The 19,955-nt window shown below is 40.5% G+C and carries 17 protein-coding genes; 3 read left to right on the top strand and 14 right to left on the bottom strand.

Annotated elements, in window-relative coordinates:
* Positions 1-325: 325 nt before the first annotated feature.
* Together C9J12_RS09470 and C9J12_RS09465 are read right to left on the bottom strand one after the other, a co-directional pair.
* Positions 326-757 carry a DUF2000 domain-containing protein gene (locus C9J12_RS09470; RefSeq protein ID WP_107242477.1) on the bottom strand — a complete coding sequence of 144 codons (432 nt, stop codon included), beginning with the start codon at positions 755-757 and terminating at the stop codon, positions 326-328.
* Positions 758-827: 70 nt separating this feature from the next.
* The gene (locus tag C9J12_RS09465) at positions 828-1,415 is read right to left on the bottom strand and encodes a LysE family translocator (protein ID WP_107242476.1); all 588 of its coding nucleotides are present in this window, start codon (positions 1,413-1,415) and stop codon (positions 828-830) included.
* A 109-nt stretch (positions 1,416-1,524) separates the two neighbouring features.
* Between C9J12_RS09465 and C9J12_RS09460 the strand changes: the two genes are divergently transcribed.
* Together C9J12_RS09460 and C9J12_RS31715 are read left to right on the top strand one after the other, a co-directional pair.
* Entirely contained in the window at positions 1,525-1,965 is a 441-nt protein-coding gene (locus C9J12_RS09460) for an Lrp/AsnC family transcriptional regulator (protein WP_107242475.1), read from the top strand.
* 225 nt (positions 1,966-2,190) lie between these two features.
* A complete protein-coding gene (locus C9J12_RS31715; RefSeq protein ID WP_456107138.1) occupies positions 2,191-2,319 on the top strand; it encodes a DUF7661 family protein in 129 nt (42 codons plus the stop codon).
* 79 nt (positions 2,320-2,398) lie between these two features.
* Here C9J12_RS31715 and C9J12_RS09450 read toward each other — a convergent pair whose 3' ends face one another.
* The 7 genes from C9J12_RS09450 to C9J12_RS09420 all read right to left on the bottom strand — a co-directional run bounded on the left by C9J12_RS09450 (position 2,399) and on the right by C9J12_RS09420 (position 13,180).
* The gene (locus C9J12_RS09450; RefSeq protein ID WP_107242474.1) at positions 2,399-4,699 is read right to left on the bottom strand and encodes a glycoside hydrolase; all 2,301 of its coding nucleotides are present in this window, start codon (positions 4,697-4,699) and stop codon (positions 2,399-2,401) included.
* A 56-nt stretch (positions 4,700-4,755) separates the two neighbouring features.
* Positions 4,756-5,637, bottom strand: a complete 882-nt coding sequence (locus C9J12_RS09445; RefSeq protein WP_107242473.1) for a DUF2861 family protein — start codon at positions 5,635-5,637, stop codon at positions 4,756-4,758.
* The gene (locus C9J12_RS09440; RefSeq protein ID WP_107242472.1) at positions 5,634-6,281 is read right to left on the bottom strand and encodes a response regulator transcription factor; all 648 of its coding nucleotides are present in this window, start codon (positions 6,279-6,281) and stop codon (positions 5,634-5,636) included. The genes C9J12_RS09445 and C9J12_RS09440 overlap by 4 nt, the downstream gene beginning before the upstream one ends.
* A complete protein-coding gene (locus tag C9J12_RS09435; protein WP_107242543.1) occupies positions 6,278-7,714 on the bottom strand; it encodes an ATP-binding protein in 1,437 nt (478 codons plus the stop codon). The genes C9J12_RS09440 and C9J12_RS09435 overlap by 4 nt, the downstream gene beginning before the upstream one ends.
* 263 nt (positions 7,715-7,977) lie before the next feature.
* Positions 7,978-10,644, bottom strand: coding sequence for a M14 family zinc carboxypeptidase (locus C9J12_RS09430; RefSeq protein ID WP_107242471.1), 2,667 nt, complete (start codon positions 10,642-10,644; stop codon positions 7,978-7,980).
* A gap of 2 nt (positions 10,645-10,646) precedes the next feature.
* Positions 10,647-12,185 (bottom strand): ATP-grasp domain-containing protein, encoded by a 1,539-nt coding sequence (locus C9J12_RS09425; protein ID WP_107242470.1) that lies wholly within the window; start codon positions 12,183-12,185, stop codon positions 10,647-10,649.
* Positions 12,182-13,180 carry an ATP-grasp domain-containing protein gene (locus C9J12_RS09420; protein ID WP_107242469.1) on the bottom strand — a complete coding sequence of 333 codons (999 nt, stop codon included), beginning with the start codon at positions 13,178-13,180 and terminating at the stop codon, positions 12,182-12,184. Before C9J12_RS09420 ends, C9J12_RS09425 begins: the two co-directional genes overlap by 4 nt.
* Before the next feature lie 179 nt (positions 13,181-13,359).
* Here C9J12_RS09420 and C9J12_RS09415 point away from each other — a divergent pair, with 179 nt between their 5' ends.
* Positions 13,360-14,463, top strand: a complete 1,104-nt coding sequence (locus C9J12_RS09415; RefSeq protein ID WP_107242468.1) for a M20 family metallopeptidase — start codon at positions 13,360-13,362, stop codon at positions 14,461-14,463.
* A gap of 80 nt (positions 14,464-14,543) precedes the next feature.
* Here C9J12_RS09415 and C9J12_RS09410 read toward each other — a convergent pair whose 3' ends face one another.
* From C9J12_RS09410 to C9J12_RS09390, 5 genes are all read right to left on the bottom strand, one after another.
* On the bottom strand, positions 14,544-15,482 hold the full coding sequence (locus C9J12_RS09410) for a LysR family transcriptional regulator (protein ID WP_006229461.1): 939 nt from the start codon (positions 15,480-15,482) through the stop codon (positions 14,544-14,546).
* A gap of 287 nt (positions 15,483-15,769) precedes the next feature.
* A complete protein-coding gene (locus tag C9J12_RS09405; protein ID WP_170111743.1) occupies positions 15,770-16,393 on the bottom strand; it encodes a hypothetical protein in 624 nt (207 codons plus the stop codon).
* A gap of 107 nt (positions 16,394-16,500) precedes the next feature.
* Complete coding sequence (locus C9J12_RS09400; protein ID WP_107242467.1) at positions 16,501-17,637, bottom strand: ABC transporter ATP-binding protein; 1,137 nt, start codon at positions 17,635-17,637, stop codon at positions 16,501-16,503.
* A complete protein-coding gene (locus C9J12_RS09395) occupies positions 17,637-18,551 on the bottom strand; it encodes a sugar ABC transporter permease (protein WP_107242466.1) in 915 nt (304 codons plus the stop codon). The genes C9J12_RS09400 and C9J12_RS09395 overlap by 1 nt, the downstream gene beginning before the upstream one ends.
* A complete protein-coding gene (locus C9J12_RS09390) occupies positions 18,551-19,849 on the bottom strand; it encodes an ABC transporter permease subunit (RefSeq protein ID WP_107242465.1) in 1,299 nt (432 codons plus the stop codon). The genes C9J12_RS09395 and C9J12_RS09390 overlap by 1 nt, the downstream gene beginning before the upstream one ends.
* Between the last annotated feature and the right edge of the window lie 106 nt (positions 19,850-19,955).

Below are 19,955 nucleotides of genomic sequence, written 5' to 3'. Positions count from 1 at the left end.
TAGTGGATGGTATCTGGATAGGGTGCTTAATTGAGGTTGTTGTCGAAGATAGTTAGCAAGTGGTGTCCCTGCTGGTGGAAGGTATCACCAATGTGATGGTTCAACGATTCCACCATTTTATTATGGTTAAAGATTAAAAGAAAAGCTTAGATATGATCTGTTAGATTTCATAACTTGCTTTGATCTGTGTTGATAGGCTAATTATTTCTCTAATAAGTATTGATATAGAATATGAAAAAAAGCCGATATAAGTGGATGTTTTGGTATATCAAGAAGTAATCTCCCTGATATACGTTTATAGATAAAAAGAAGGCACACCTTAGAGTCATTTATATAAACTAAATTTTCTTGTCATGCTTTTTATAACATTTACATCGCCAAATAAACAAATTCCTAAATATTCAAGGTCTTCTTCTTTTGTTTGACTTGTTATTTGTTGCTGAATCGTTGAACCGCCCTCAATCATTGTATGTGTAAAATCAGTAAACTTAATACCTTTTTCAATCGCTTGCTCTCGTATTTTCCTGATCTTGTTAGAATTATCTGATTTTAGAATGATAAAAGGATAATGGGATAAGCTAGGATGAATTCCATTGTCTAGGTCTTGGTAATCAACGAATATAGCTTCACCTTCTTCGAGTACATTTGAGATACCAACACTTAAATGACTAAGAACATTAAGTGTACGGCCTAGCTCTATTTTTTTGTTTAAAATAGCAACGAATTGTTTTTCATTATCATGCGATGAAGCGGACATTCTAATTTTCCTTTATATAAATTTCGGTGGCTGAGCTTTGTATTACACTAGAGTTGAACTATATTAACGTTCATATCATCATTACTGCTGAGATAAGAAGTAGCGCCGCCATCCCATAGTTAAAATATTTAACACTAGTTTGACTTGTTAAAATTGATTGAAATTTTTGCCCGGTGACAGCCCAAGCACTAGCTGCTGGGATATTTATTATGGCAAAAATCAATGAGATGATGATAACTTCTTGCCACTGTCCTGAAATGTTATAAATACTGATTGCACTTAGAGCCATAGACCAAGCTTTTGGGTTTACCCACTGAAAGTTAGCTGCAGCCACAAAGTTCAATGGTTTATAACCAGCTGATTTATTGTAATCCGATCTGCTTACTGCGATTTTTATCGCTAAATACAATAAGTATCCTATACAACCGACCTGTAAGACACTGTGTGCCATCGGGTAGTAGTTGAATATTTCAACCAATCCAAAACCCACAGCCACAATCATCAGGTTAAAACCAAAAACAATTCCAAGTATATGTGGAAGGGTACGGGTAAAGCCCACATTAGCACCAGATGTCATCAGCATTATGTTGTTAGGGCCAGGGGTAATGGTTGAAACAAAGGCAAAAGTAACTAAAGCTATAATTTGTTGTGTTTCCACATCAATTCCTTACCATGTGTATTGAATTTTGATATTTTAATGCGTGATAGGGTGAATTTTGTGTCTATTTTCACCATTAAACCTAGGGTATTCACAATAAGTTGCATTTATGGATAGATTTGACGAAAGAATATTGCGCGAGCTGAAATTAAACGGTCGACTAACGAATGTAGAGCTCGCTGATAGGATTGGTTTATCACCTTCAGCCACACTACGTCGAGTGCAAGAGCTTGAGCGCAACGGTGTGATAAAAGGATATCGAGCAGTACTTGATCGTAATAAGCTCGGACTGTGCTTTGTTGCTTATGTAACCGTTGGATTGTCAAATCATAGCAAACAAGCTCAATTAGAATTTGAAGAACGTATAAACGATGCTACTGAAGTGACAGAATGTCATAACATCACTGGTGTCAGCGAGTATCTGTTAAAGGTTGAAACGAAAGATTTAATTGCATACAAAAGATTTCACGCCGACGTGTTAGGTGAAATACCACAAGTTAACTCAATTGCAACGATGGTAGTAATGGAAAGCCCTAAAGAAGCAGGATGACAATGATTGTTCTAGTAAAGAGAATACGTGTAATTACACCTTCTTGATTTCAACTATATTATTAGCGTTCGCTAGAATCCTTTCGAACTTATTCCACCAATTGGCGTGTATCTCTCGTTGTTCATCAAGGTAGTCATTGTGGTCATATATGGACCACAATGACTAATTTCATCATGCTGTTTACTCAGTAAATTCTGGTTATTGTATTTATAATCAGATATATCAATGCGTGTTCGTATATACGATGTTGTTATTTTTGCTGAGCTCAATGATAGTGAGTTAGCTTCATATTTGGCGGATATTTATCATGAGAGCGCCAATCATAAATTACCCTCGCGTGAGCGAATGAAATAGTCAATGCAAGAAGCACCGACTATTTTATGAATAGTGAAAATTAATATTTACTGATACCTTGCGCGTTTCCGGCTAGTCATTATTTTTTTGTTGATGAACGCCATTGAATGGTTTTTCCATTGCTTAATACAGCCAAAATTGCACCTGATGGTAGGTGCTTGGTATTGGGTACTGTCAGTGGCATAGCGTGTTCAGAGAAGTTAGCAATAATTTTGCTGCCATCACTAAAAGTGGTTTGCTGTAACAGCCCTTGTTTATCGAGCCATTTGAAATTAACCAGTGCTTTATCCCATAGCTGTTTATGAATAGGAAGAAAGCCGCTTTGATAGTGTTTAAGTGCCTGTAAACGATGTTCATTTATAGTGTTCGCTTCATCACGGCTTAAATGAACCATCGCTGGCGTGTTGTAGAGCATAGAAATCAAGTCTCGCTCTATTTGCACGTTGCTGAATTTTAGGCTGTCGCTGTGCCAGTGGTGGCTGTTAATCAACTCATCATGAAATACTGTTTGATATAGAGGTATTCTATATTGCGGTGCAAACAGTAGCGTTTTGTACGGTTCTTTGAGTTGGGCTGACTGAAAGAAAAAAGCAGGTTTCTGATCTGGATACCAAGCACCTAAATAATAGGGAGACTGACGATTACTCTTCATATCGGGATCTGTCCAACCAAAACCCACAGTTTCCATACCATGTGCAAAGGCTATTCCCTGAGTGGTTAAAGCGTTGCCATCTTCTGATCCTAATAGCACACGCTGATCTGTAGCGATCCACTCCATACGTGCGTTAAATGCAGCGAGCATATCTGTCTGATTCATCCCACCACTTGAGTCACTGTAATCTTCACGTGCCATCGCTGTAGCATCGACATCTAGAAATATACTGTTAAAGCGCCCGTAATTAATTACGTCTTTTATGCGATTTTCTACGTAACCTCGGTGACAACTTGGATTCAGATATACACCATTGCCACGAAATCCTTTTTGTTGATCGCCGTTGGCTTTTTCTATCGCACACTCTTCGTGCATTGCTTGTGGTAGTTGTGCTGTAAGCCAAGCGTCATTTACCCCAGGGGCAATTGCAGTATTGTAGGAATCATAAACCCCCACGAGATACCCGGCTTTCTTGGCTTGCTCCACGACTTTGGGTTGATAAAACGCAGGCATCCAATTATCTAAGCCAAGCCAAAGTTTCTTTAAGCCAACTTTTTGCAGGTTCGTGATCATATCTTTTGAAATAGCTTGTCCCCAGCGATCGGGAGATATCAAATAGCTCCTCGCCTGTATTGCTAGCCAAGCTTTACGTTGCTGAGCGGCTTGGTATTGTTCCTTAATACCGTTGTTACCCTGCGGATGATCAAGGGCTGGTATGGTATTATTGATTGACTGGTTAATGCTCTCAACCAGTAAGCGCTTATGGTATTTACTAAGCCAATCTTGACCTTGATTAAGCGATTTGAGCTCTTTCACCGCATTTTTAGGTGGTGTAAATTGCGGTTGATTAAAGTACCAATCTTTTAGTCCCCACCAATCCAGAACATCTTCAACGGCAAGTACGTCACGACCAAACAAATAGACATGACTCGCTCCAATTAATTTCTCGACTTCTGGGTTATCAATACGTTTTGCTGAAAGGGGCTGAGCTTGCTGATGGTTAATACGCCACTTTCGGTATTGTTTTGCGCCCGCTAATGGTTCATCACCAAGGGATATTTGTACACTAAAGGCTTGTGAGCGATTAAGAGGCGTGAAGTCATGCGTTGCTTGCATGTCTAATAACGTATTGCCCGCTTGCTTAGATGGGGTGAAATGCAGCGTGTTGTCTGTGGCTGTTATTAACTGGTAACTGACATACAGGCCATTTTGCTCCGTGGTCCAAAATGGCATTTTAAGATCTTGTGTAGTATTAGATTCTGAATACTCTTCGCTTAAGTAGTTTATCCATGTTTTGTTATCAGTTGGAATACGCATGCCCTCGTTAAAAGGGATCAGTAAGGTTTGCGTAGCTTGCTCTGCTAAATCAAACCACGTTAGTTTGATTGGCTGATTACGTTTGATGATTGTTTTTTCGTTAACCGTAAAAGCCAGATTTAAGCTTTCATCAAATGTAGCAGATACCGTAATATTACTGGGTTTAAGCATCCAGCGAGCCTGATTGTCGCTGGATTGCACAAGCTGAATCGCATGTTGTGGTTTATCGTTAATCGCCAGTGCGGCTTGGTTTATTGAGAGGTTGTGATTTTGTTTGTGCCAGTTAATCTGCAAATTATCAGGATCGATAGAGATTTGCTGATTGTTTTGGTTAAGTTGTATGTATGCACTGTGGGCAGAGAAACTGATAACACTTGCTAATAATGTAAATAAAAACGTTGGTTTTTTCATGGTGATTATTCCGTTTGGATTTGCGCGTATTACAGAGCAAATCCAATGTCGTTTTGTCACCTATATGTCTCTATTGTCGAAATAGGCAAACTAAAGCGCTGAACATATTCCACTTTCACTTCGCCTTGGTATTCAAATTGGCTGACTACAGCACTTAGCCATGTCGCGTTGCTAGGAGTGGTTGCTGGGCGTTTTGTTGCATATTGTAAATTGCTATCAGTTGCTGTTGATGTAATTGGCATAACAGGTGCTAGCTGCATTGAAATATGCTTACCTATCTGGTTGTATTGTTCATCAAACCATTGCCAATTCATCACAACGGGTGCACAAGCTATTTTATTTGCTGGTGGTGTGACGACTAACGATTTAGATGCTCGACGTGTGTTTGAGTGAACCCATGCAGTATCAGTAAAGGAAGAAATAATCAGTGGATAGCGAATGTCATTAATCGATAGTTGGTATATTCCTGCCTTTGGTGTACTCAATAAATCGTTACTTTCAAATTCAATATACTCTTCGGTTGGCTGGGGAATATTGGCAGTGACAAGTAACGTATTATTTTCGTCAAATAGCTTTAAAATAAGAGGTTGCGTGACTTGCTCTGTTGATATTTTTATCTGATAACCCTGATTGTTCACACTATTTTTATTGATAAAAGAGACATCGATGCTGGCTGGTAAACTCACAGCACTAATCAGTTGCTTTCCACATTGTGTTTTACTCAATACCGCGTCTTTGATCGGTTGCCAATAGTGCTCATTGATCTGATTTTGGCTCAAGCTGAGTTGAAGTTCTTGCCAAGCAAGCAGCGTTTGATCTGCAGATAAAGCTGAATAGCTCGATTGCAGTGGGGTATCAGCAAACCAGTTGTCAGCTTTAGCGTGAGTGATTGGGCTAATAAATAGGCAGATCAGAAGTAATGAAACCAGTTTATTCATGACGCTTTCACCAAGCGGTAGCCAACACCACGTAACGTTTCTATATGAATACTAGGTAATTTTTGACGGATGCGTAAGACATGGTTATCTACGGTTCTAGTTGTTGGGAAGGCTTGATAACCCCATATTTTATTCAGTAGCTCTTCTCGATGGAAAACGCGCCCTTGGTTTTGAATCAACATCAGTAGTAATTGAAACTCTTTAGGTTTTAGTTCGACAGCAGAACCATTATCGGTTAATGCTCTATTTGATACATCAATCTCTATTTGTTGATAGCGAACAGAGCTATCACCTAGGGGACGAAGTTGGGCACAAATACGCGCCAATAATTCCTGATGAGAAAAGGGCTTCACCATATAGTCTTTTGCACCTGCCATTAATCCTTCAATCCGTTGTTCTACCTCAATTTTTGCGGTAAGAATGATTACAGGCAGTGCCTTTAGCATAAGCCATTGTGGTAAAAGTGTAATGCTGTCGCCTTCAGCTAGTTGACGATCAAGGATCACCAGATCAGCACGATACCAGTGTGTCTCAATGTTTTGGATGTTAGTGAGCCATTTGCAGGCAAAACCTTGTTGTATAAGATATTCACTTAACCCTTCACCGAGTAACTTATCGTCTTCAATTAATAAAATTTGGTTCATAATGGTAATTCCAAAATACAACGTGTTGGCTTGCGTTGGCAGATAAGCTTGCCACCCATTTGTTTCATAAGGCGAGAGACGATAGCTAAGCCAATCCCCATATTGGTTTGACTCATTGAAGGATTAATAAGTGTTAACCAGCGTTGAGCGACACTCGGGAATTCACCCTGATCAGACACTTGAATTCGCAGTACTTGATCAACATGAATATCGATAACGACGTTACCTTTACCATGCTGCTGAGCATTTTTTATCAGGTTCTCGAGACAGATGCCAAGCCAATAGTAGGGTAGGTTTAATTCTCGATCTTCGTTCAATGTGTAATCCAGTGAATATTTTTCTAAATAGTGATCTAACCAGTCAGAGAGATAAGCGCTTTGATGTTGAAATTGCTCTTCAGGTTGTGAACTCAAATAGCCCTTACTGGTTTCCGCTAATTGAGCCAGCCGTTGATGGTCTGCCATTAAGCGCCATACGGTTTGTTGTGTGTTGTCACTTAACTCATCAAATTGATCGCGAAACATCTCTACGGTAAAGCCCAAACTGGTGATTGGTGTTCTTAGCTCATGTGTTAGAAGCTGGAGTATAAATTGTCGTTCTTTTGCATTTTGTCGCCGTTGGTAAATGTTACGTGTTATCAAAAATGCAATAGCTAAAGCTAAAAAGCCCAAAATCCAACGAGTTAGTTGAGGCGCTGGTGTCGCGACATTTAAACAAATGTTGCTGTACCGAAATGAACAAATTGCGGCTGTGTTGTCTGCTATCGCTAATTTCATCGAATGTGCAAGAGGCTGCCATTGATTGGCGTCGATGGCTTTCCACCCCGAGTCACTGTTTAACCACAGTGTGTTCTGTTCGGTAAGGTAAGCTCGAAAGCCTGATAACAACGCATCGACTCCTTGAGGTGAAAGCTCTGAAAGTAAAGCGTGCAACGGATGCGCTTGGTTAGCGAGCGTTAATTGCCCCCGATGCTGAGCTAAAAAATTTTCACGATATGGTTTATCAAGCGAGGCAAGGTATCGATCGGCGTAGCTGCCGCCAGCAGGGTGAAGTAAGGCCTTATTATCAAACCAATCATTTGCTAGTGGCTTTCTTTGGCATAGTGCCAGTTCAAACTCGATAGCATCTTGTAATGCAGCTTTGGTAACTAGGGGCTGATTTTGTTGGCATTGATCATCTATTTGCCACAGCTGCTGTATTTCCTGCCAGTGGAATTGGCTGAAAATAGGGTACTGACTGCTGCTGAGAAGTAGTGATTTAGGGTAGCGGTTAATGTCGGCTTGGCTAAGGTTTTGCTCTGGTGAGAGCAAGCCTGCTTGCTGATAAAACTGTTGCCATAACGTTTGAAGGTTTGTTGCATTATCTTGAGCAATAGCTGATGAAGCGTTGACACAAAAGACAACAAGTAAGCCTATAAGTTGAAAGCGATTCATAGTGTGAATAATGGCAGCAAATAATAGCAATCTTAGCGCTTTTATTCAGTGTTTTGTAACCTCTGTGTAAACATTCGCGTAAGATCCATCTTTTATGGCAATGATCTGCTGAGCGACACTTTGTTGAGCTTCATATTGAAGTGAAGAATATGTAAATCACTGGCACTTTTACGGCCTAGTTTACATTGCGCTCTAGTTTACATAAGGGCAGCGCCAGTGATTTTTATAACATCAGATTTAGGGTTCTTTGGCTTTGGGAGTAATTAGTCACCTTCTCGATAACGTTGTTCCATCTCGTCTTGTGCTTCAAATTCGTCGTAAATAACGGGAGTAACCTCGTCAGTACTGAATTTCAAGGTGGCGGGTACAGAATAGTTGGGTACATTGTCGTAGTTAAATACAGAATAATATTTGGGAATATTCGTATTGCCAAAACGGTCTAACGTATATCCGTCTTTACCCGCATACAACTTTACACCATCAAAGGGAGAGCGTGGTGGGTGGAAGCTATTTCGCACCACATACGTGCCCACCCAATCTTCACTATCAGGGTTATCCCAAGTTAACTTAACCAAGCCGTCTTCTAGCGAGGCTTGAACGTTATCTGGAGAATCCATTTGTTGCTTACGTCGTTCAATATATTCCACAACCAGTTGTGGGTAAACGGTGGTCTCATCAGCAGAGAGTGTTTTCCATTGCACAATAGCGTCTTGTTGACGAGAGGCTGAGGTTGCTCGAATGATTAAATTTATGGGCTTCCCTGAATCATGCAGATCTTCCAAATGTTGGCGGGCTGAACTATCAAACATAAAGGTTTGTCTTGGTGTTTTAACCAGCTCGTGACTACTGACTTCGTAGCCAAGAAATTCGATTAATTCGCTGCACTTTATGCTGTTGTAGTTAAGCTTGTCATTATCAACCATCCCAACGGTAAATCGCATCGGCTGTGAAATACCGTTTGTAGCTTCGCTCTCTAATACAAAATACGCATCAGTGATTACAATGTCTGTACGTTCTGATAGCTGAGGTAGCATAAATTCTACATGACCAAATATTCGCTGACCATTGGAATCAAATCCACTTTGTAACTCTCCTTGAGTAACCCCTATATGGCTTACGGTGTGGCATGTCGTTGCATTAAAGGTTGCTTCATTAGGGCGACGGTTATAGATGATATCAAGGCTTGGGCGATAATGAATACCACCACCAAAACGACCATAGCCGATATCGAATTGCATCATTTGCGAATCGTGGCCTTGTGGCAAGCTATCAGGACCTTGTAAGCGTAATAATAAGCGTCCTTTTTCTAACTGATCTTGGATGAGCTGTTTTTCTAGGGCGCTGAAACGCCAACTTTTCCAGATCCCTTGAGTGAGCTGATCCGAATCGATGGCATCGCCTAATGTCTGTAATGCCACTGCGTTATGGATTTGTTCGAAATCAGTTATATCAGAAATATCATCAGGATCTAGAATAGATACCGACCATTCGCCATAATTCTCTATTTTGGCGCCAACTCGATTCATCGGGTACAAAGAGAACGCGGCGTCTTTGATCTGTGCATCGGTAGGGATCCGGCTCATATCATAGTCAATAACGCCGTAGCAGATCCCCTTGGTTTTATTTACGCCTATAAATAAGGAGTTATTACCAAAGTGCTCTGCATTTTGTGTGGCAAGAAACTCTCCGGTGTAGCCTATTTTTTCGGGCGTTGGGAATAAGGTGAATGAAAACTCATCTTTTTCAAGGTTCGTTTTTATTTTTACTTCAGGCGCAAACGGCGATTTTACTCGGTTGACGCGGTTAACTTTTCGTAAGTTGTAATAGTAACGATGCCCAGATTTAAGTTGCTTATCGGTATATTCACTTTGTGATGTAATGGCAATAAGGTTGTCACGTGTGCAGGGGTCTTTGGGGGCTTCATTACGGTAAACCTGATAATAACAGCCGCCATCTTCAGGGTTATGATCCCAGACTAGCTCTGCATGGTTAGCTGATATGTCACGCACAGTGAAATTTTCTGGGCGTTTAGGTGCTAAATCTGAATAGTTTATGGCAGTACCAAGTGCATACAGTAATGCCGGAATATTTTCATCTACACTTTGTGACATATTGATCAGGTAATCAGGAATATTTCGACTGCCTACCTCGACGACGGTTGATAAAATTCCTCGGTCATAATAGTACTCACGGCCACTACCATGGATCAGGTTTGCTGGTGGCTTTCCTCGGTGAATACCATACTGACGGCGAGTCACTTTATGTATTTCTTTCGCCATATTGGCGCACAAAATATTAAGATCCGTACCTTCAATTTCGGCTTCATGATTAAATTTATGAGCAGGGAAAAATACATTGCCCTGAGAGTGGTAATCAAGTGCAATTTTTATATTGTTATGTAGCTCGACAAACTGCTTAATCGCTTGCGTTTCTGGTTCGGAGAATGCGGCTGGTCCTCCGTAAATATTCGACTGGGTGTTTGTCGATTGACGGAAGTTAATACCGAAATTACGATTCAGATCGACCCCAAAGGTTCCATCACCATTATCACGTCGGTTCTTGCGCCAAAACGAAAAGTGATTACGGGAATACTCGAAACCATCTGGGTTCAGGCAAGGTACGATATATAAGGTGTTGCGCGTCAGGGCTTCAACAACCTCGGGGTTACTCGGGTAGTTATCCAATAAATATTGAATAAAATTAACCGCTAGCTCGATACCTATCCATTCTCTGGCATGTATCGTACCTGTATACAATAAGGCTGGTTTAAGATCGGCATAGGCTACATCTTGCGATATAGTCACCATCATAATAGGGCGCCCTTCATGGGTGTCACCTATATTCTGTAGCCGGATCAAATCAGGATATTTTGCCATCGCTTCTGTTAAGAAGTCGATAGTATCTTGGTAAGAAAGATATCGTTTTTTCATTCTTAATCCCTAACATACGCGTGCCAGTCGGCAAGGATTGTTTTCAGCTTTTTCTGCTTTAAATTTCGAAACGTTGTGAGTTGCTGTGGGGTATTGTTTAAAGCGTGTAACGTGCCTTCTACACTAAGCGTATCAACAATCTCGTTGGCTAGTGTTTGCCCAATTCCTTTTACGCCCAAGAAAAATGTTACTAATTGGTCGTGAGTGATTGAAGGTATTTCCTTTACAGAAGAGTCGTCTATATCTGCCGTTATATTAGAGCAATCTATATTAGAGCAATCAATATCAGGGCTATCTATGTCATCAGGATGTAAGCAGGCTTGCTGTGCCGAGACATTAACAACACTATGTTCCTCAATACCACTATCCATTTCTTCAATAGTACAATCTAATACAGGTTCAGTGCTTAATTGTTCTAAAACACCGTTCGATGTTTTAGATTCAATGACCAGACTGTTGTGCATATCTTGAAAGTTCCATGCTTCGCTTGGCCATTCTTCAACTGGTTGATAGTGCGTTTGCAATAGACGGTAGTGCTCATCTGTTGGCGCGTACTCGCCGGTATCGGTCGAGAAATCTGGCTGACCAAACGTTATATGTCGCATGGTTCGCAATAATGATGAGTCAATTTTTCCTAGCTCTTCCCAGTTTTTATGAACAATATGAGGCTTGGTGAATTTTTGAGGGTTTAATAACCACATTAAATATTGGCCAATCCAGTCCCGAATATAGGGAAAAGCAGCAAAAGCAGTCGCGCACTCTAAAATGGTATATTCATCTTCTGTACTGACCGCAATATCACAAGCCCAGTATTCAGCATTGGCCGCTTTCGATGCTTTTACTGCGATTTCAAGTACTTCTTCAGGGATATCTTGATAGTCCATGCTACCTCCCTGACTGGTGTTGGTAAGCCATTCACCTTCAGGAGGACGACGCCAAAATGCGCACATTGGTTGGTGTCCGACTAGCATTACTCGAATGTCTGCTTTCATTGGTACAAAGTCTTGAATATAAGCAGGGTAATAACGCTTTTCTGAAAATAGTCGTAACGCTTCTTCGGCTGTATCTACTTTATGGACAAAATAACCGCCATAGTTGGATGGACCATAAGAACGTTTAACAATTTTTGGATAATCCGTATGTGTTAGGTATTCCAAGGCTTCATCTACTTGATAAAAAATCTTTGTCAGTGGAACGGGCAACTGATATTTTTCACAAAAGTGCGTGACGTTTTCTTTTGATTTGTTACTGAACTGAGTATCAAGAGAAGGGATAAACCTAACATTGGGTAATTCACGGGCGATATCACGAAATGTTTCATATGCCGTTGCTGGAATATTGCCAATTAAGACCTCAATTTTTTTGCGCTTTACCTCATTGATAAAACGCTGTTTATCATTACCCCAGTGATACACCACCTGTTCAATTTTTTCTGGCCAGCCCTTAAAGTTAGAACAATTGAAAAAACGTAATACATGGTCAAGGTACAGTAAGCCAATTTTAGGGCAGCTTTTACTACTGGAAGTATTTTTAGAAATCATGCGGTAGGTACCTCAGTGTGCAGGGATGGATTCATTACAGGCTCATGAAAGGAGAGGGTAATATCAGGAGAAATAGTCGTTGGCTGATTGCTTTTGTTTACTGTTCGGTCAATAAGATCAACCAAATATTGAATCTTAGTGTTATTAAAATTAAGCCCGTATTTTTCTTGCTCTGGGGTGGCAAAAGCAGGAATGCCATTGACTTCAATGACCACATATTGCTGGTGCTCAATGTCATAAATAATGTCGACTCCAGCCACTTCTAGTCCTGTCACTTTCGCGGCTTTTAATGCCAGTTCAACCACCTCTGGTACAGGTTCACGCATTATCACGCTGCCACCGCTGGTCACGTTGGTTTTCCAACTACCGGGTGCGGCTTTTCGGCCATAACAGGCAACAAATTTGTTATCCACGATATCTACTCGGTAATCGGTAAAATCGTTTTCTATCACTCGTTCTAAATAGAATTGCGGTGCATGCTGCTGGGTAATATAGGGTGTTAGCAGGTCAAGGTCGCGTTCGTGTTCTAATTTAATAATGCCGTTGCCTCCCCAGCCGTCAACAGGCTTACAAATGGCTTTTCCTTGCCAAAAACGCATGTGTTCTTTGAGCTGTTCAATATTGTTCTTACTACAAACAATATAATCGGTGGTTGGGATATTATTTTTCTTGAGTCGGTGTGCAGTTCGGAACTTATCTTCCGTCAGAGCGAATGAATCATAGTTATTGATCATTGGCATCATGGTGTTGAGTGTCTGATACAGATAGACCTGAAACGGTGATTGCTGCCCTGCGTTATACGAAAAGAACAGATCGAGTTCATCTAACATATGACCATTACAAAAAATACTACTGTCATATGCAGAGGCATGCGCCAAGTTTAGTCCGCCAATTGCATCAATCTCTCTCTCTTTTAGCTGCGCAACGATTTTACGCTCAATATCTTGTCCTCCACAGTTTTCATACATCCACAAACCGATCCGATGTTTCGCCATGAGTAACTCCTTATTACGACTAGATCAAAAATATGCCGTTCAGGCATTGTTAGTAAAACGGACACAATAGTAATATATGCTCACATCATATTGTTGCATATTGATTGTAACAGTGAGCTAAGTTGAAAATTCTAATTAACGATGCAGCGAATTACTAAAGCTGTGCAAGGAATCAAATTATGGACTGTATTGATTTCACTGATTTGAAAGAAATTGTTGAAATAAACTCTTGGACAAACAATAAAAATGGCGTCGATTATCACGGTGGGAAGATGAAACTGTGGATGAAAATGCTTGGCTTTGAATGTGAGGTTTTTGAACGAAAAGAGGTTGGGAACCATTTGTTATTTTGTAGCCCAACAGTAAAAGGCCAGCCTCGACTGCTTCTTATGGGGCATTTAGATACGGTATTCCCACCAGGGATATTTGAAGGGTTTAGGGAAGATGAATTTTGGGTCTATGGACCTGGTACCTGCGATATGAAAGGCGGTAATTTTGTTGCACTCAGTGCGCTACGTAATATAAAAAAAGAATGTGGTGAAATCCGTAATATCGACTTTTTAATGGTCAGTGATGAAGAAACAGGCAGTGATGACAGCAAGCTTATTACTCGCCAGTTAGCTAAAAATTATCAAGCGTGTTTAGATTTTGAAGCCGCAGGTGCAGATCATGAAGTAGTTAATGGGCGCAAAGGTGTTGCGACTTATTGCATTGAGCTTCAAGGTGTCGCGGCGCATGCTGGTAATAATTACCTTCAAGGAAGAGATGCTAACCTTGCTGCTGCAAAACTACTCATTTTATTAACTGAGCTGAGTAATATTTATGAAGGCACCACAGTTAATGTAGGAAAAATAAACGGGGGAACTAGCACCAATACCATTTCCCCCAAGGCCACGTTAATGGTGGAAGCTAGATTTACCCAAGTGATTGAGCAACAACGAGTGTTAAGTGCTATTCCTTTCATGGTTGAGAATCATGGGATAGAAGGGGTGACAGCCAACCTGAGTGGTGGTTTGCAACGTGATGTTATGACTCCTTCGCCTGAACAGCAGCAACTTCTTGACCTATTAGGGCAAATTATTGGTTACCCTTTAAAAACTGAACAGCGAGGCGGGGTGAGTGATGCCAATGTCACCTCTGGGGCTGGTTTACCTACTCTTGATGGTTTTGGCCCTTATGGTGATGGGGACCATACTGAATTCGAACGGGCATCAAAAAGTAGTTTCATCAGAAGGATCACTGAAGTAACCGCTATCCTTCGGCATTTTAATCAAGGTAGTTAGTCCGCAGTTACCAGCCTTATAAAAGAGGCTGGTTATCCCTTCTGAGCTTAAATAGAGTGAACTAGCTTTTTATTATCTACTTAATCTATGTCGCCATTGATATGCGGATTGTTTTTAATGAGGTTTTTGAATTGCTCTAACAGTGCAATGCTTTGTTTATTTTGTAATCCATCTTTATGTAAGTATGCTCCAATAGTCGCCTTACTAAAACATTCTTGCATTTGAAGTGGCACAATATCAAAGGTACTAAAGTAAGATCTCATTCCTATCGGGTAAGGTAAAATTGCATCGCTGTTTTGTAATAAATCAATTGCGGTTAATAGTGAGTTGGTATTATAGATAACCTTTTCTTGCAAATAGTGACGTTTTTGAAAAGACGTTAATTCTTCGTTTTGCTGTTGAACTAAGTGTGAAAAACGTTTTTTAGACGCGCCTAAATCGACAGAAGGAAAGCGTGCGATATCTTCATTACTGCAAGTGATCTCAAGTAGAGGATGACCTTTTCTGACATAGACTTCTTCGCAACTGCTAAATAGAGGATGAAACTGTATACCTTCGTATTGCGCTAGTCCGAGTATCTCATGCCCAACAAAGATGCTAATTTCATCACTTAATAATAAATTCATCAGCTGTAAGTGATTGCCAACATCGATGGATATATTGCTGTGAGGATAGGTATCTCGAAAGTCTTGAACGCTGTCTCGAATAAACAGGTGCCACCAGGCATCACCACAGCCAATTTTAAGTTCAGTTTGATGCCTCAGTTTATTTTTTTCTAATTTATTGAGGGTGTTTTCGTACAGATTCTGCATCATTTTCGCTTGTTCATAAAGTAGTTCACCACTAGATGTAAGCGTGATCCCTTTGGAATGACGATTAAACAGTTTACTGCCAAGTTTTTCTTCTAACTTCTGCATGTTATGGCTTAACGTCGGTTGACTTAAGCAGAGGTTGTTAGCAGCTTGGGTTACGTTCTGAGTCTTAGCTACTTGAATGAATTGGATCATTAACTTAAACATAATAGCTCTTTGCTTTTACAGAAAGAGCTATTTTATGACGCTTATTTGTATATATCTATTTATCTATCAATTTTGATACATAGCGAAGCCAAATGGTGCCAATTTTAGTGTTTTTGTTAACTGGTAAGGCGTTTTGTGATAAATATCAATGACATTATGGTCAGAAAATAAACGAGGAAGCTTCACTACTACGGGATTCTCACTGTTATTAGCAACTTCACCTTTTGCGGTGCAAATTCGCAAGTGAAGCGTCTCTTCGTAATATTTCAAGTTTTGATAGTTGGTTTCTAGCTTTTAATTTCGTTATAAACGAGTAAGAGTTTTTGCACTTCACCTTGTGTATACGCGAGATCTTGACTCTCTTCGTATCCCCAAAGTGGGGTGATTTCAAAGGCGTCTTTGGTTGGCATTACCTTAATTGCCACAATACGTTCTTGCTCGTTATCTGAGATAAAAAAGAGATACGGCTGAGGTTGTTTAAGCAGTGCGTTGTATTGCGATGGTGTGGTGTAGACAGCATTCACCGCCTTTACGTCTTTAGAACCATAAAAGCGTTGAGCTTCGGCTAATACAGGAATTGCCATCTCTTGCAGTTGCTCATAACTGCTCTCGACATGAAATGATCCACAATCACTTGGGATCTGATCACGCAGCGTTTTGTATTCGGTATTAATTTCCTCTAACGGCAGCGTTAAATAGCTTTTCTCAAAATGCTCAGCCAGGAGAAATAGCTCATCATTATTTACGCATTGCTTAAAGTTACTTTGTTGCTCAGTAAACGTTGAATACTCAAAAGATGGCTTGGGAAGGGTGCTGTACGCAATGATAAATCCAATGATGAAAATGACGACAGCGACGGCAATATGAAACATATAGTCGTGAATGCGTTGAAGTTGGCCGCGAAAAATCAAAGTGTGACTCCTTTCCATTAACTGTCTGGAATAGATTATGCTCTTCATTACCCTCTTACCGTAAGAGGGTAGTGAAGTACCTTATTTAAGGTATGTTTATGATGTGATTATTTTTTGAACTCAGCCGATTTTATTGAATACTTGATCGATTCTTCGGTTTTGGTATCAAAAAAGTGCAGCTTGGTATTGTCGATAACTAAGGTGATCTTTTCATCAATCGCTACATCGGGTTCGCCTGTGCCTAATGTGCCAACAAATAGGTTCATTGGTGCGGCATTGAAGAACACATTGATAGCATCTCCTAAGTATTCACTGTTCATTGCTGTGGTTTCAAAGCAGCAATCAGGGAAAGCCTCGCGATATTTTTTACCAGAACGAATGGCACTTGAACGTGCACCTAAAGTGACTGATTTACCGTTATAACCCGCATCATTTAGAATTTGTTGATCACTCTCATTTAAGGTAATAGTGAAAGAGTGACACATGAACTGACCGCCTTCGTATGTTCCTTCAATCAAGTTCATTGATGGCATACCCATAAAAGTGGCAACAAAACAGTTCTTAGGGTTGGTAAATAGCTCTTTTGGAGAGCCAATTTGTTGAATTTCACCCATCGACATTAATACGATGCGATCGGCCATGGTCATTGCTTCGACTTGGTCATGCGTTACGTAAATTGTTATCGCACCTTTGTCTTTGTGCATACGAGAGATTTCAGTACGAGTAGTGGTACGTAATTTCGCATCTAAGTTACTTAATGGTTCATCCATCAAATACAATTTTGGCGTACGAACCATTGCACGGCTTAATGCCACACGTTGACGCTGCCCACCAGAAAGCTCTTTCGGTTTACGCTCAAGGTATTCAGTTAAAAATAGATCTTCAGAGATATTATCAACAGACTCTTTAATCTCACCGCTTGGGTAATTACGCAGCTTTAAGCCATAACCAATGTTGTCACGAACTGACATGTGTGGGTAAAGGGCATAGCTCTGGAAAACCATCGCAATATCACGATCTTTTGAACTGACGTCATTCACGACTTCGCCATCAATAAGGAACTCGCCATCGGTGATGTCTTCTAACCCGGCAATCATGCGCAAAGTGGTGGATTTGCCACAGCCTGATGGGCCGACAAGGACAATAAATTCACCTTCTTCAATGTCTAAATTGAAATCACGTACCGAGCACGTATCAGAATTCGGGTATTTTTTGTTGATGTTTCTTAATGATATCTTGCCCATTAGCCTTTTACTCCACCAGACGTTAAGCCGCCCACGATATAATCTTGAAATTTATAGAACACAATGACAGGTGGAATTGCTGCTAAGACCGCTCCTGCTGCGAATACGTTATAGCTAGACTCTTTGATGTTGTTGATGAGTCCCATTAGGCCTACGGCCAGCGTTTTTGCTTCTGAATTCATACTGGCGATAAGGAATTTTGGCATGATGATGTCGCCAATAGGGCCTAAGAAACAGAAGATGGCGATAACCATGATCATCGGCTTAACCAGTGGCAGTAATATCTCTTTAAAGATCTGCATTTGGGTTGCACCATCAATTTTTGCTGACTCGTCTAACGCACGAGGGATCGAATCGTAATACCCCTTCATTAAAATCGTATTCATTGTGATGCCACCTGTGGTGTAGATGAGGATCATAAAGATATACGTATAAAGCGTGGCATTTGAAGAGCTGTAAATGCCGATAGAGTTTGCAATCGCGTACAGGGCAATTAAGCCACTGCCAGAGGGAATAATCTGAATGATTAAGAGCGATATCAACGCGCTTTTTCGTGATTGATAACGATAACGAGAATAAACAAAGCCAGAAATCGTAACAATAAAGGTAGAGAGCACCATGGTGATAACCGACACAAGGAAGGTATTTCGATACCAACTTAAATAAGGCGTTTCAGTAAAAAGTTGAACAAAGTTTTCCGTTAAACTGAAATTCTCTGGGAAAAATGAGGTTGAATACAGTGAATTACTCACATTAAACGCGCTCATAAGAGTGACCAGTATCGGATAAACAATCACGATCACCATTGAAATAAGAAACGCGTAACTAAAAATTAGTCCTATATTTCTGGTGATGAAATGACGATTTAGGCGTTTCGCTTTGACTGGGCGCTCTAAACGGATAGCGTTGTCCATTACATTACCTCCTCATTTTTAAAGGCACCGGCTTTTAACCATGAATACAAGACAACCGCACCGACAATGGTACTGGTGATTAAGGTATACACCGCGGCTTCGTTGTATTTGGCATCCATCATTAAGCGGAAACCAAGGGATGAAATGGTATCGAGTGGTTTATAAATCGACCCTACGGTTTGTATCGTTGCTTCACCCAACATATAAACGATGGTGACGTTATTAAAGTTGAAGGTAAATTGAGTAATAAACACAGGAGCAACACTGATTAATATTAAGGGCAAAGTGATGTCGAAGAAGTTTGTCCATGCATTACCGCCATCAATAGCACTGGCTTCATAAAGATCGTCTGGAATGGTTTGTAATACGCCAGTCACTAAGATAAAGACGTAAGGAAACCCAAGCCATGCTTGTATTAAAATGATCGTTATCTTGGCGTAATCGGCATTAAGGAAGAAGCCAATTGCGGTACTGACATCGTATTCATTCCCCGTGAAAAATGGGATAACCATGGTGTTCATTCCGCCAATTTTCGAGAAGAAAAGTTGGAAGACTAAAATGGTTAAAAAAGCAGGAACGGCCCAAGGCAAAATGTACACGGTACGGAAGAATTTTTTTCCTCTGATGTGTTTATTATTTGCTACAACCGCCAGCACTGTGCCTAAAACAATGGTCAATGCTGAGGCACAAAATGTCCATGTTAACGTCCAGGTGAGAGTTTCTTGGAATGCCGCTGCGGTGCGTTCGTTGGTAAATAGTCGTTCAAAGTTAGTGAAGCCTTTCCATTCAATAAGGAATGCAGGCGGAAGTACAGGGCGTTTGTAGTTAGTAAATGCAACGATAATAGAGACAATTGCAGGTAAAAGAGCAAAAATAAACAATAAAATAAATTTAGGGGCAGTGATTAGGTTTGGAACGATTTCGTGTGATAGGCCACGAACTTTCTCGGTAAACGTAATGGCAGAACCAGTTTCGTCTATTTGGCGCTTTACATCTTTAGCATCACGAGCAAACGCGTAGTGAAGGACTAAAAAAACCAGAATCATCATGGCGCCAACGGTTAAACCGACCATGATCAGAAAAGAATCATCAACAAAACGCTCAGCACCAATGGTGATTTTTCCATTTGGTTGCTCGACAGCTAATAGGCGGAAGTTCGGAAGGGTGAATTGAATAAATACCAATATCTCTAAAGCTAGTATCGAAAATCCAAATAGGGCTTCTCGCATTCGACGGAGTAGGAGATGTCCACTGCCGGGAATAACTATAGAGAGCCAGAATACAAATTGTTGACTCATGTAAATAACCTACTTATTAGTGTTGTGTAGATATGTCACGTTATTTGTGTTGCACGATGCCTTAATGTTGTTGGCATCGTGCCTTTTCATAGAAAGGGAGTATTAA

Origin of the sequence: Photobacterium frigidiphilum (assembly GCF_003025615.1) — a bacterium.
Lineage (GTDB): Bacteria > Pseudomonadota > Gammaproteobacteria > Enterobacterales > Vibrionaceae > Photobacterium > Photobacterium frigidiphilum.
Note: the sequence above shows the minus strand (reverse complement) of the source record. Positions and strands in the feature narration are given on the sequence as shown.